The sequence below is a fragment of the Gracilimonas halophila genome (genome assembly GCF_042684365.1).
Taxonomy (GTDB): Bacteria; Bacteroidota; Rhodothermia; order Balneolales; family Balneolaceae; genus Gracilimonas; species Gracilimonas halophila.
In genome coordinates this window covers 249,909-263,249 of the sequence record NZ_JBHULI010000025.1, presented here as the reverse complement: position 1 = coordinate 263,249, position 13,341 = coordinate 249,909, and the positions used below count along the sequence as shown (strand labels likewise).

Annotated in this window: 16 protein-coding genes; 11 read left to right on the top strand and 5 right to left on the bottom strand. The window is 41.9% G+C overall.

Features of this window, described 5'->3' with window-relative positions; genetic code table 11:
- Positions 1-17: 17 nt before the first annotated feature.
- The 5 genes from nuoL to ACFSVN_RS12020 all read right to left on the bottom strand — a co-directional run bounded on the left by nuoL (position 18) and on the right by ACFSVN_RS12020 (position 5,799).
- Positions 18-2,039, bottom strand: coding sequence for an NADH-quinone oxidoreductase subunit L (gene nuoL / locus ACFSVN_RS12040; RefSeq protein WP_390303017.1), 2,022 nt, complete (start codon positions 2,037-2,039; stop codon positions 18-20).
- 200 nt (positions 2,040-2,239) lie between these two features.
- Complete coding sequence (locus ACFSVN_RS12035) at positions 2,240-2,422, bottom strand: hypothetical protein (RefSeq protein ID WP_390303014.1); 183 nt, start codon at positions 2,420-2,422, stop codon at positions 2,240-2,242.
- 498 nt (positions 2,423-2,920) lie between these two features.
- Complete coding sequence (locus ACFSVN_RS12030; protein WP_390303012.1) at positions 2,921-4,852, bottom strand: M48 family metallopeptidase; 1,932 nt, start codon at positions 4,850-4,852, stop codon at positions 2,921-2,923.
- Positions 4,853-4,893: 41 nt separating this feature from the next.
- Positions 4,894-5,481, bottom strand: a complete 588-nt coding sequence (locus tag ACFSVN_RS12025; protein ID WP_390303009.1) for a LemA family protein — start codon at positions 5,479-5,481, stop codon at positions 4,894-4,896.
- Between the two features lie 114 nt (positions 5,482-5,595).
- Positions 5,596-5,799 carry a hypothetical protein gene (locus tag ACFSVN_RS12020; protein WP_390303006.1) on the bottom strand — a complete coding sequence of 68 codons (204 nt, stop codon included), beginning with the start codon at positions 5,797-5,799 and terminating at the stop codon, positions 5,596-5,598.
- A gap of 71 nt (positions 5,800-5,870) precedes the next feature.
- Between ACFSVN_RS12020 and ACFSVN_RS12015 the strand changes: the two genes are divergently transcribed.
- Genes ACFSVN_RS12015 through ACFSVN_RS11960 form a run of 11 tightly spaced genes read left to right on the top strand, consistent with a single transcriptional unit; the run spans position 5,871 to position 13,312 of the window.
- Entirely contained in the window at positions 5,871-6,431 is a 561-nt protein-coding gene (locus ACFSVN_RS12015) for a Na+/H+ antiporter subunit E (protein ID WP_390303003.1), read from the top strand.
- A complete protein-coding gene (locus ACFSVN_RS12010; RefSeq protein ID WP_390303000.1) occupies positions 6,431-6,712 on the top strand; it encodes a monovalent cation/H+ antiporter complex subunit F in 282 nt (93 codons plus the stop codon). The genes ACFSVN_RS12015 and ACFSVN_RS12010 overlap by 1 nt, the downstream gene beginning before the upstream one ends.
- Positions 6,693-7,034 carry a monovalent cation/H(+) antiporter subunit G gene (gene mnhG / locus ACFSVN_RS12005; protein ID WP_390302997.1) on the top strand — a complete coding sequence of 114 codons (342 nt, stop codon included), beginning with the start codon at positions 6,693-6,695 and terminating at the stop codon, positions 7,032-7,034. Before ACFSVN_RS12010 ends, mnhG begins: the two co-directional genes overlap by 20 nt.
- Entirely contained in the window at positions 7,034-7,279 is a 246-nt protein-coding gene (locus ACFSVN_RS12000) for a Na(+)/H(+) antiporter subunit B (RefSeq protein WP_390302994.1), read from the top strand. Before mnhG ends, ACFSVN_RS12000 begins: the two co-directional genes overlap by 1 nt.
- Entirely contained in the window at positions 7,276-7,596 is a 321-nt protein-coding gene (gene mbhE, locus ACFSVN_RS11995; protein WP_390302991.1) for a hydrogen gas-evolving membrane-bound hydrogenase subunit E, read from the top strand. The genes ACFSVN_RS12000 and mbhE overlap by 4 nt, the downstream gene beginning before the upstream one ends.
- The gene (locus ACFSVN_RS11990) at positions 7,586-8,026 is read left to right on the top strand and encodes an MnhB domain-containing protein (RefSeq protein WP_390302988.1); all 441 of its coding nucleotides are present in this window, start codon (positions 7,586-7,588) and stop codon (positions 8,024-8,026) included. Before mbhE ends, ACFSVN_RS11990 begins: the two co-directional genes overlap by 11 nt.
- Positions 8,019-8,387, top strand: coding sequence for a cation:proton antiporter subunit C (locus ACFSVN_RS11985; RefSeq protein ID WP_390302985.1), 369 nt, complete (start codon positions 8,019-8,021; stop codon positions 8,385-8,387). Before ACFSVN_RS11990 ends, ACFSVN_RS11985 begins: the two co-directional genes overlap by 8 nt.
- Positions 8,384-9,877, top strand: coding sequence for a complex I subunit 5 family protein (locus ACFSVN_RS11975; protein ID WP_456237590.1), 1,494 nt, complete (start codon positions 8,384-8,386; stop codon positions 9,875-9,877). The genes ACFSVN_RS11985 and ACFSVN_RS11975 overlap by 4 nt, the downstream gene beginning before the upstream one ends.
- Positions 9,878-9,892: 15 nt before the next feature.
- Positions 9,893-11,377, top strand: coding sequence for a monovalent cation/H+ antiporter subunit D family protein (locus ACFSVN_RS11970; RefSeq protein ID WP_390302976.1), 1,485 nt, complete (start codon positions 9,893-9,895; stop codon positions 11,375-11,377).
- A 2-nt stretch (positions 11,378-11,379) separates the two neighbouring features.
- Positions 11,380-11,595 carry a hypothetical protein gene (locus tag ACFSVN_RS11965; RefSeq protein ID WP_390302973.1) on the top strand — a complete coding sequence of 72 codons (216 nt, stop codon included), beginning with the start codon at positions 11,380-11,382 and terminating at the stop codon, positions 11,593-11,595.
- Positions 11,585-13,312 carry a Na(+)/H(+) antiporter subunit D gene (locus tag ACFSVN_RS11960; protein WP_390302970.1) on the top strand — a complete coding sequence of 576 codons (1,728 nt, stop codon included), beginning with the start codon at positions 11,585-11,587 and terminating at the stop codon, positions 13,310-13,312. The genes ACFSVN_RS11965 and ACFSVN_RS11960 overlap by 11 nt, the downstream gene beginning before the upstream one ends.
- The last annotated feature ends 29 nt before the right edge of the window (positions 13,313-13,341 follow it).

Genomic DNA, 13,341 nt, shown 5'->3' with positions numbered 1-13,341 from the left:
CAACTAATTTGTGACAATTACATTACCATTAAATAGAGAATTACGATCACACCGATCACAAAGGCCAGTGCATAACTTGATACTACGCCGGTCTGAACATAGCGAAACAAGCTGCCAAATAACTTCACCGTACCGGCTGTGGCATTTACAAAACCATCTACGACTTTCATGTCGAAAACGGCAAGTACTTTATCTGAAAATTTTACCAGCGGACGAGAAACAAGACCTTCATAAACTTCATCGAGATTATATTTGTCTTTCCAGGTAGCATAAAGCCCGCCAAATCCTTCGGCCAACTTGGCGTCAGACTCTAGCTGATTATTATTGTTATACATTCTGAATGCAACCCACGTACCAGCTACCGCTATTGCTATAGAAAGACTCATTATACCCCACTTGATAGGTTTGGCCAATACAAGCTCATAATCAGCTGAAATGTTGTAGAGCCAATTATGAAGCAGGTTAATATGAGCAGTTTCTCCGGTAAACGTTTCAACGATAAAATTCGGAACTCCTAAGAATCCACCAACTGCTGCGAGACCTGCAAGTGTCCAAAGAGGAATGGTCATTGTAGCAGGGCTTTCATGTAGATACTTCTCAGCTCCAATTGCTTCCTTGAAACGCTGACCAAGTTTAAACTCACCGTGAAAAGTAGTGAGCGTAAGACGGAACATATAAAAAGCCGTGAGAAACGCTGTGATCATCCCAACCCCTAAGAGAGCCAAATACATATATTGCCCAAACTCTCCTGCGCCGGCATTCGCGGTCATTGCAAGAATTTCATCTTTAGAAAAGAATCCGGCCAGTGGCGGAATCCCTGCTATGGCGATCGTGGAGATCAAAAAGGTTTTGTATGTGGAAGGCATGTACTTTCGAAGGCCACCCATATTTCGCATATCCTGCGGGTCAAAATGAACATCTTTGCCATCATGCTCCAACTCATGCTCTACATGGTGCATGGCATGAATAACGGAACCGGAACCGAGGAATAAACAAGCTTTAAAGAAAGCGTGAGTCACAACATGGAACATCGCTGCAGTAAATCCACCTGCACCCAATGCCAGGAACATATATCCCAACTGAGAAACCGTTGAATAAGCAAGCACGCTTTTAATGTCATTTTGGGTAATGGCGATAGTGGCCGCAACAATAGCAGTAAGTGCACCTATCACTGCAATGATCAACATCACTTCAGGTGACATTACGAACATAGGCGACATTCGGGTAATCAGATAGATCCCGGAAGTTACCATCGTAGCAGCGTGAATAAGTGCTGAAACAGGAGTCGGACCTGCCATCGCATCCGGAAGCCATACAAATAATGGGATCTGGGCTGATTTACCGGTTGCCCCAATAAACATCAGCAATCCAATTCCGAAAATATACTCGCTTGAAAAAGCATCCAGGTTTCCAAGAATTACATCAAAGCTCAGGCTTCCAACAGTTTGAAATACCATGAACATAGCGATCAAAAAGGCAAAGTCACCGATACGGTTATATATAAAAGCTTTTTTAGCCGCATCTGATTTCGCCATATCGTGATACCAAAAACCAATCAACAGATAAGAACAAACTCCTACCCCCTCCCAGCCAAGAAATAATAGCAACAGGTTGTTACCGAGTACAAGATTCAACATCGCAAAGATGAAGAGGTTCAGATAGGCAAAAAACTTCCAGTACCCTTCATCATCAGCCATATACCCCATGGAATACAGATGAATCAGAAATCCAACTCCTGTTACCACGAGGGTCATTAGAATTGAAAGCTGATCGAGACGGTAAGCAATGTCAACACTGAAGCTTCCAACTTCCATCCAGGTGAACAGCTTATAAACCACCGCTTCAGAATCGGCATTGATGTTCAGAAAGAAATAAACTGCGATCAGAAAAGGAATAAAAACAGCGAAATTCGCAATAATGCCAATTAACTGTTTTTTATTTCGATAGTTCTCTGCGAATAGCCCGATGATCCCGTTGATCAAAAAGCCGGCTAATGGAAGAGCAATAATGAGAGAAAACAACGCCGTAGCGGATTCCATTTATTAAACTTTATTTGTTTACGATAAAAATAATGTAACCGCGGCTACCACGGCTCCGAAATGGATGGCAAAGATACAAAAAACTTTAGGAAGGTAAAGACTGATTTGAATGAATTTTGAGGAATTTAAAATGAGTTTAATTTGCAGGGGAAAAGGGAAAGATTAAAAACTTTCTTATTTATTAGGTAAAAAAGATGTACTTATATACCCAGTTGAAATCGACGATTAACCTCTATGTAACTAATAATATTTTCTTCTTCCAGGTAGTATAGTTGCTCATCAGTTAATTCAGCAGCAAACCCAAAAAGTGCATACCCCCACTTACCAAGTATTTTATCATCATTTATGCCGTACTTGTCCTGAAGTTTTTCAATGGTTTTCATTGACCATTGGTTTCCCTCCTCAGTTCCATACTTTTCCCCATCGAATGGATCTACAAAAACTATGATAAATTCACCTGGAATAACCTCCCAATCATCACTTGATATATCTTCTAATAGACTGACCTGAGATTGTGCAAGATTAGCTGATATACCCCTAATATTATTCTTATATCGATAATTTATCTGGTATTCTTGTAAACCTATTGAGTTTTTTAGACCCTCTATATTTGTTGATCTATAGAATTTTGATCCGCGTTTTTAAAGAGGACAAATTTCTTACTTTCTTCTAAGGAATTCGATGCAGGAGTATCACAACTAAAACTAAACAAAGAAATAAGTACCGGGAGGAAGTATAAAAAGTATTTTTTATGATTCATTTCAGACAAGTTTTCAGATATGTTCAAATAAAAATTATATCAATTAAAAGCGGTAATCAACATTTTAGGATCTCTCCCAAGTAATTAACTCTCTTAGTTATCTAATATTCTTCGTTCATTGTCATGTATTTGCCCCCATAGCATCTAACGGTATAGGACAATCAATGGACTCCGAAATTGCTCGCAGCAGTTCTTTCTCTTCAAGGGTAATTTTTTTGTCAGACACCACACAATGGATCATTGCACTGGCGATATATTTTTTCACTGGGTTGGCAGAAGCTGCGAATTCATCAATTGCTTTTTCAAGCATGACAAAGCCACACTCTTCTTTGGGCAGAAACCGAACATTATCCGGTATTACTTTTTGGATGGGTCCCAGACCTGATTTCCACGCAGATTCAGGATTCTCATCCGAAATATAAGAGAGCGCAGAAAGCAGCACCGAGATCTCCTCACCCATAGGTTTTAAGTGATGATGTCGAATTTCTGGTTCTTTATTTTTGGCAAAAGCGGTATCAAGCTGTCTCTCAATCAGTTTTTCGAGAGCAAATGAGAAAATGTTTTCAACTTCATTTGTTAGTTTCTTCACCATTCTGCGAAAAAACTTGTACTGACTTTCACTCATTTTACGTAATGCCGGAAAGGACAATTCCGCCAACGGTAAATGCCACTTTCGTTTTCCTTCCTCAAGTTCAGTCATCAAACTTCTCACCTGTTTAGCCATTCCATCTTCAAGGTCACTGCTAATCCATTCGGGGAAAGTATTTCCTTTGTTTTCATTAGCTGTTAACAACAATGCGTAGATCAATGCTTCTGCTGCAAATGGCTCATGGGCAGCATTTTTCAAGGTTTCGGGAATTTCGCTCAACAGTGAGCCGGCATTACTTACATGACCGGCATCGAGCGTACCAATGGCCGCAATAATAACTTCGGGAGTCAGGGCTGCATGTCCACCCAATCCTGCTCGGGGCTTGTGACCGCTTGTTGAACCGGAAACATGGTTTTGTTGAAATTTTCTCTGAATACGTTTCTTACTTTTTTTATCGGATGCACTAAGCGAAGGGCTTATTGCCTGAATGCGTTTTTCGATAGGTGGATGAGTTGAATAAAGACTATCCAGAAAAGAATTGAAGCTGTTTGCAAAGAACAGATGACTCATCTCCATTGCATGTCCATCCTGTATTTTCGCACCATCCGTACTTTGAGATATTTTTTTAAGCGCCCCGGCCAATCCATCAGGATTTCTGGTGTACTGCACCGCAGCTGCATCAGCCAGGTATTCGCGCTGACGAGAAATGGCCGACTGTATCATCCTTCCAAAAAGCATTCCGATATATCCAATAATGATCAGAGCCAAACCAAAAAGCATAATGACCAATTTAGATTTACCACCGCTGTTATTATCCCGATTGCTTTTTACCCGTACTCCACCGGAATAAAACATACTGCGAATGATGACCATCCCCATGACATGAATGAGTAATATACCATTCAGAATACCGATCAGACGAATATTGAGACGCATATCCCCATTAAAGATATGACTGAATTCATGAGCAATAACGCCCTGAATTTCATCCCTATTGAGCTGTTCCAGGGCTCCCCTTGTTACTCCTACCGCTGCATCCTGAGTTGTTAATCCAGCTGCAAAGGCATTGATATTCTCTTCGTTGTCAAGGATATATATGTCAGGAACCGGAAGGCCTGAAGCAATAGACATCTCTTCCACCACATTCATAAGCTGCCTTTCGGCGGAGTTTGTGGTAGCGGGCTCCAGTTTTCGCCCGCCCAGCATTTCGGCTACAGCAGAACCTCCTTTTCTGAGCTGAGCTATTCGGAACAAGGTACCTGTTATTATTACGGTACATACAATAGCACTGACTATGACAAGCAGTGCAGGATTCCAAATTTCATCCGCCATTCCTTGCGAATAGAACAATATCATCACCGCCAGGTATACCGAAAATACAATACCAACAACAGCCAGCAGATATAAAAACACCAGCTTCCCGGTATTCCGCTTTGCTCTATCCTGCGCTTCAAAAAAATCCATTTATAGTAGTACTATTGGTTTTGAGAAAAAGCCGCCAAAAATCAAAATGATACTTTAGGAGCTTCCCGTTCCTCCGGAGATTCTATTTTAAACTGCTGGGCTGGAGAGAAACCAAAAACACCTGCAAACATCACATTAGGAAATTTCTCGCGATAGGTATTATAGTTCATCACCGCGTCATTAAAAGCCTGACGGGCAAACGCAACCTTATTTTCTGTGGATGAAAGTTCCTCGGAAAGCTGCATCATATTCTGATTCGCCTTCAGGTCGGGATAGTTTTCAGAGAGAGCAAATAATTTACCCAGTGAGCCCGTCAATGCCTGCTCGGCCCCCATCAGGTTTTGCATGGCTTCAGGGTCATCGGGCTGATCAGCTGCTTTCTGCTCGGCCTGCTGTGCCTGATTTCGAGCCTGAATAACAGCCTCAAGTGTCTCACGTTCATGCTCCATGTAAGATTTTGCCGTTTCTACCAGGTTCGGTATCAGATCATAGCGTCGTTTTAGCTGGACGTCGATTTGTGCAAAGGCATTTTTCAAGCGGTTTTTAAAAGTAACCAGCTTATTGTAAATACCAACAGACCAGGCAATTACAACAACCAGGATGATTACGAGGGTAATTATTGCATTCATAACTTTAAGGGTGTTTTACGGATGTCTTTTTCGTTACTACATCTTGTTCCGCCAGAATATAAGAGATGTTAGTTGGGGTGCAAATAGTGTTTTTATTTACCCCACAATCACCGATCATAGCTTACCATTTACAATCTTTAAACCTAAAACTGCAAAACTTAAGACACTTGATTTTTTTAAAAAATAAAGAGGTGCTATTTTAGCTCTTAAGGTTTTTGCAGTTGAAGCCGATACACAAAATAATACAGCTTCAAACGCCTTAATAATATTTAAACAGTTGGCTATATAATAAAGACTATAGATTGGTCCGATTTTCATTTCGGCTAATTCACAGAATTTGTATGTTTGAAGCCATTAAATTTATTTCTAACAATTAATACCCATAAATCTTGAAGTCAATATCTGCTCAAAGCCTGATTGTCTCTTTTATTAGCCTGATGGTTTTTTGGTACATAATGAGTGGCTTTTTTGATATTACCCACACATTAATGGGTGTGATTAGTGTGGGTATTGTAATGGCGATCAATTATAAACTCAAAGCTAACTCCTATTTTGAGGGCGAAACCGATGTAATCAAGGATATTCGCTTGTTTTATGCACCGTGGTATTTTGGCTGGCTTATAGTTCAGATAGTTATATCCGGAGTTCATGTAGCAAAGATCTTATTGAGTCCTTCACTTCCTATTAAAACTTCCATGGTTAAGTTTAAAGTGAACTTTCCCAATCCCCATTGTAAAATGATTCTTGGAAATTCCATCACCTTAACTCCCGGAACACTAACCGTAGATATTCGCGGAGATGAATTTATTGTACATGCTATTTCTCCAGTTTCATTTGAAGGTATTGCCAGTGATGAAATGCCCCAACAAGTATTGAAATTATTCACAAATGAAATGTATCCAGTGGTTTCAGATTTTGAAGTGATCTATACTAAGGAGGAACTGAGCTAATGGATTCATTTTTCCTATATACTGCCGTTATTTTGACCGCAATTATTGCCTTTCCGGCATATCGTGTGGTGAAGGGCCCTACTGTTTTTGACCGACTGGTTGGAACAAATGCAATTGCCACCAAAACTATTGTTCTGATCTGTTTGATCGGATACATTTTCGATCGCATTGGGATGTTTATAGACATCACACTGGCCTACGCCATTCTTGGCTTTATCGGATCACTTACCATCGCCAAGTACTTCTCATCTGAAAGAGTAAATGTCCGCTACGATGATTGATATAACCTCCATTTTGACCATAGTATTTGTAGCAGCCGGTATTTTCTTCTTGCTGATCGGAAGCATTGGGATCATTCGCCTGCCGGATTTTTATTCCCGCACCCATGCTACCAGTAAAAGTGATACGCTCGGAATGATGCTTGTAATTATAGGTCTTATAATTTTTGAAGGGCTTACGATCAACAGCGGAAAGCTGTTTCTGATCCTATTGTTCATCTTATTGGCTAATCCCATTGGAGCCCACGCATTAGCCCGTGCCGCACTTAATGCAGGACTTAAGCCTGTTTTTCCTGATAACAAAGAAGACAAAACGGAAGACTGATGTATTGGGAACTTGAACTCATTTTATTCATTTTTTTATTGATCACAGCTGTTATCGCACTGGAGAGTAAAGATCTTTTGGTCGCATCCGTAATGTTGACCATGTTCAGTTTCTTAATGGCATTATTATTTACCACTATGGGAGCCGTTGATGTGGGATTCACCGAAGCGGTAGTCGGCGCCGGTGTTACCGGAATTTTATTGATCGTTGCAATTTATCAAACCACTTATAAAACAGAAGATTGAAGTACCTAAAATTACTTTTGATCATAGCATTTACTCTTGTGCTGCTTTTTGCAGCAGCAGATCTGCCGTATCGCGGAGATGCTGATAACCAGATGAATCAGGAAGTGAGCATGACAGGAACCCCTGTGCCCGGCAACTATTATATACAAGAGGCCTACAACGATGCTCACACTCCCAACATTGTAACGGTGATTTTAGGTGACTATCGTAGTATTGATACCCTTGGCGAACAGATCGTGATCTTCACGGCAGGCCTGATCGTGTTCTTGTTACTAAGAAACCGAAAGGAAGAAGAAGGAGAAGACAATGACAAATAGATCTCCAAGTCCTATTATTTTATTTGGTACTCGGTTCCTTAGTCCATATATCATGGTTTTTGGATTTTATGTGATCTTCCACGGTCACTACTCTCCCGGAGGAGGGTTCCAGGGTGGTACTTTACTGGCGGCTTCACTTCTTTTAATTCGTATTGCAAGTGGTACCAAGATCGCCAACCTGCAATTTAAAGATTATTTGGCAACCCCTTATGCTGCACTTGGTGTGGTTATCTATTTCGGAACCGGTTTATTAGCAATGATAATGGGAGGATACTTCCTCGACTACGAACAGCTTTCCATTCCGGGTCTTGAAGCAGCAGATCTGCGTTATTGGGGTATTCTTATCATTGAACTTGGGATCGGCCTAACTGTAATGACCGTACTAACACTTATTTACGATAACATGGTGAAAGGAGAAGATTATGCTTGATTTCTTTATGGGGCATTATGCATACTGGTTTACCATCATTCTATTAGCAATTGGACTATATGGAATGCTTTTGAAAAAGAATCTGGTAAAGAAAACCATCGGATTGTCCATTTTTCAAGCCGGTGTGATCTTGTTTTTTGTATCTGTGGCCATGAAAGAAGGAGCCACTGTACCCGTAAAAGCATATGGGCTCCCTGTTACTGAAGTATCCAATTATATGAATGCCCTTCCCCACACTCTTATGCTTACAGCTATTGTAGTGGGTGTAGCAACTTTAGGCGTTGCTTTTGCGCTGATCATCAATATTTATAATCGCTACGGCACCCTTAACGAAGAAGAACTTTTAGATAAGATTCAATGATCGGATCCGAAATACCGGCGTTAATACCCGTCACATACATCCTTTTTGCGATTCTGATTCCAGTCATCGGACTATGGAAACGTGAGATCATCTGGCACCTGAGCTTGCTCGGAACCGGTTTGGCTACATTTTTCTCTGCCTGGGGATTTATACACCTCATCCAAACTGGCGAAACCATTCGTTATTTCTTTGGCGGGTGGATGCCCCCGATCGGAATCGAGTTTGTATATGATGGCTTAGCCGCTTTCATCGTTTTGGTTATTAACGCCATTGCCTTCCTGGTACTTATTCATTCCAAAGAGATCAGTAAGGTCGAATTCCCAGGAAAGAAACTGGCTTACTACACCGTATCCATGCTATTGATGCTTGGCTTTAACGGAATGGTACTTACCGGTGACCTTTTTAACCTCTATGTATTTCTCGAAATTTCCTCACTCTCCAGTTATGCGTTGATCGCGATCGGAGAGAAACGAGCCCCGTATTCAGCATTTCGTTATTTGATCATCGGAACCGTGGGTGGCTCACTTTATCTATTAGGCGTTGGTTTTCTTTACACCGTTACCGGCACGTTGAACATTATTGATATGCACACCATGCTGCCTCAGGTTATTGGACACTCTTCGGTGATCGCAGCGCTTATTCTCATGGTTATTGGTGTTGGTGTGAAGGCCGCTTTATTCCCGCTTCACGGATGGCTGCCGGATTCATACACATTTGCATCCTCTACCTCCTCCGCGTTAATAGCACCTATAGGTACCAAAGTTGCAGCTTATATTTTATTTAGAGTGGTACTGTTCCTGTTCGGAGTTGAACTGATCGACGATCAGCTGCCGGTTACAACGATTATTGGAATTTTTGCAGGAATCGGGATTCTTTATGGTTCCATTATGGCCATCGCGCAGAGCGAAATGAAGAAGATGCTAGCTTATAGTTCGGTTTCACAAATCGGATATATTATTATGGGGCTTAGCCTCGCTAATCCTTTTGGTTTTATAGGAGCTGTACTTCACATTTTAAACCACGCCATGATGAAAGCACTACTCTTCCTTGTTTCAGGAAGTATGAGGCTGAAAGAAGGGCACTCTCTTATCACGAAATTTGATAACTCATACCGAAAGAAGTACCCCTGGACAATGGCTGCTTTTACTACCGCAGCAATTTCCATGGTAGGACTTCCACCACTCGCCGGATTCTTCTCAAAATGGTATCTGGCACTGGGAACCATTGACAACAGCAACTGGCTGTTACTCTCGGTCATTCTGATCAGCTCTCTGCTGAACGCCGTGTATTTCTTCCGAATTTTAGAAAAAGTATATCTCAATAATCCGGACACGGAGTCAGCAGAAGAAACTGAAGTAGTTGAAAGAGATGAAGTCGGTTTCAGCATGATGTTCCCTATGGCCGTGATGGCGATCGGGTTGTTGCTGGTGGGTATTTTCAATGTCTATATCGTAAATATAATTTTCACCATGTTTCCGGCAGGATTTTAAATAGATAAATAAACGATGGATCTTACGTACATCCCTTTATATGCTGTTCTTGTATCGCTGGCTGCGGTGCCGTTCATCTTGCTGAGTTCGAAGAAACCGAATCTCCGTGAGTTCTGGACCATCCTGGCCGGTGTGATCAAATTCCTGTTGGTACTTACATTATTACCTTCAGCTCTTCAGGGAAACACCATTGAACTGGAACTACTTGAAATTGCTCCAAATCTTCCGCTGGTGCTTAAAGCGGATACTTTCGGAGTATTTTTTGCACTCATAGCTTCCGGACTCTGGATCTTTACTTCTTTCTATTCCATCGGCTATATGCGCGGTCACCATGAGAAAAAACAGACCCGCTACTTTGCCAGTTTTGCCATATGTCTGAGTTCTACCATCGGTATTGCCTTTTCCGGCAACCTTCTGACTTTCATCATCTTTTACGAGATGTTGACCCTGGCCACTTATCCGCTCGTAATTCACAGCGAAACCAAGAAAGGGATTGCAGCCGGACGTAAATACCTTACCTATACCTTAACAGCCGGATTACTTTTGATCGCTGCTGCAGGGATCACCTATTCCCTCACTGGAACCCTTGATTTTCAGGCCGGCGGGATCTTTGAAGGTGTTGAGCTCTCTCAAACAATGGCTGTAACTATTTTTATACTGTTTCTTGGCGGTGTTGGAGTGAAGGCCGGAATTATGCCTTTACATAGCTGGCTTCCATCCGCGATGGCGGCACCAACCCCAGTTAGTGCATTGCTTCATGCTGTAGCTGTAGTGAAATCCGGTGTGTTTGGAGTGATCCGTGTAGTTGGGTTTATCTTTGGTCCAGAGGTAATGGCTGAATTCGGCCTCAACGAAATTTTGATGGTACTGGCCGGAATTACCGTAATTGTAGCTTCCCTCCTTGCCTTTGCACAAGACAATTTAAAACGACGACTTGCATACTCTACCGTAGGACATCTTTCCTATATCGTATTGGGCGTTGCGCTTTTGACCGAAACAGGTTTGATCGGAAGTATCATGCATATTTCCTTTCACGCCACAATGAAGATCACCCTCTTCTTCTGTGCGGGAGCCATTATGGTTAATCTTCATAAGAAGGATATCAGTGAATTGAACGGTATTGCCAAAGTGATGCCATGGACCATGGCTGCATTTACCATTGGCTCTATGGGACTGGCGGGGATTCCTCCTGTAAACGGATTCGTAAGTAAATGGTACCTCGCCTCCGGAGCACTTGAAGGCGGAATGATGTTACCTGTTATCATTTTAGTAGTAAGCGGGTTATTAAATGTGGGATACTTCTTTCCCATCATACACCGAGCCTATTTCCGCAAAGGAGGTCCTGAGCTTGAAGGTCATACCGAAGCTTCGCCATTTATGGTTGTTCCTTTGTTCAGTACCGCAATACTCTCAATTTTATTTGGATTGAATCCCGACCTGTTCTTCAACTTCTTTGAAATGGCCACTTCGGTAGCATCCACAATTTTTAATCCATTGTAATTATGAAAAACTGGCACTGGATAGCACTTGGTAGTTTACTTATTGCGAGCCTGATTCTGGAATTCACATACCTTGCGGATTATGCTTCCCATTGGTGGAATCATATCCCTGCATTTTATGCACTTTGGGGTGGACTTGGGTGTGCCGCTTTGATTTTTATTTCCAAAGGATTAGGTAAAATTTTCATCTTAAGCGACGAAGACTATTATGATGCTTGAGCTTCTTTCTGTCCCTGCTATTATTCTTATTCTGGGAGCTTTCTTGCTTCCTCTTATTCCGGAGCGTATCAGAAATACGGTTTTCATAATCTTTCCTTTGGTTGCATTAGGAATGGTTTGGACTATGCCGGAAGGAAATCTTCTTCAGGCATCTTTCGCAAGTTATGAATTGGAGCTCCTGGCCGTTGACGGACTGAGCAGGATCTTTGGACTTATATTCGCACTTACAACAATCATAGGTGGGGTATATGCTTTTCATATCAAAGACCTTGGGCAGCAAAGTTCAGCTTTGGCTTATGCCGGAGGTGCTTTAGGTGTAACTTTTGCCGGAGATTTCTTTACCCTTTTTATCTTCTGGGAAATTATGGCAGCCGCTTCTTCTTACCTGATCTGGGCAAGAGAAAATGAAGAATCCGCCAAAGCTGGAATGCGCTATCTATTAGTTCATATTTTTGGGGGTGGATTGTTGTTCACAGGAATTTTACTACATCTTAGCAGTGGCGGGTCATTATATATCGAAAGTATAGATCCCGCTTACACAGCGGCTAATATCTTTATGTTGTTAGGTGTAGCACTGAATACTGCGGTGCCTCCGTTGCATGCATGGTTAGCCGATGCTTATCCCAAAGCAACCATTACAGGCGCAGTTTTCATGTGTGCGCTTACTACTAAATCTGCCGTTTACGTAATGATCCGTCTCTTCCCCGGTTGGGAGATCCTGATCTGGGTTGGAGTGGTCATGGCTATATACGGAACTATTTACGCTCTGCTTGCAAACGACATTCGGGAAATTCTGGCCTACAGTATTATCAGTCAGATCGGATATATGGTAACTGCCATTGGCATTGGGTCAGAGTTGGCTTTAAATGGAGCTACTGCTCACGCGTTTAATCATATTATTTATAAATCCCTTCTATTTATGGCGGCCGGTGCTGTTATTCATACTACCGGAACCAGTAAGCTGAGTGAACTGGGTGGGTTTGCCAAAAAAATGCCCTTGATCATTGGACTTTATATGGTTGGTGCTCTATCCATATCAGGAATGCCATTCCTTAATGGCTTTGTGAGCAAGACCATGATCTCAGGAGCACTTGGTGATGCACATTTAGAATGGCCTATTTTACTCTTACTTATAGCTACCATAGGAACCTTTCTTCATACCGGACTTAAGCTTCCTTACTTCACCTGGTTTGCTGAGAAGAAAACTGAATTTGAAGTTTCGTCGATCCCGACGAATATGAAAGCAGCTATGGGAATAGGAGCTTTTTTCTGTATCCTTTTTGGCGTAGCTCCCCAGTTGCTATACAGTCAGCTTCCTTACCCAACCGACTTCCAGCCATTTTCGATATATAACTTCGTGGAGATGACACAGATCCTTGTATTGGCTTTTGTTGGGTTCTGGTTCCTGAAAAAACATCTCAATCTATCTTCAACAATTTCTTTGGACACTGACTGGTTCTATCGGCGCCCTGCGGCAATTGTTCGAACCGTTTTTGTGGAGACACCAAATAACCTATTCGGAGTTGCCGAGAACGGTGCCTTAAAGCTTGCTAATAAACTCGCAGCACTATCCAATAACCCTATGAAAGGAATTCTTCCAAGTTTTGCCATGGAAGGCAGAGAAGTCAAATCTGACGGTTTTACCGCATCTATGAGTGCAGCTTTGGCTTTTATCCTATTTGGGTTTTTAGTAGCAATTTTGGTTGTCTTGCTTTAAATATCCTAAGGATTGGATATCTTATTGGG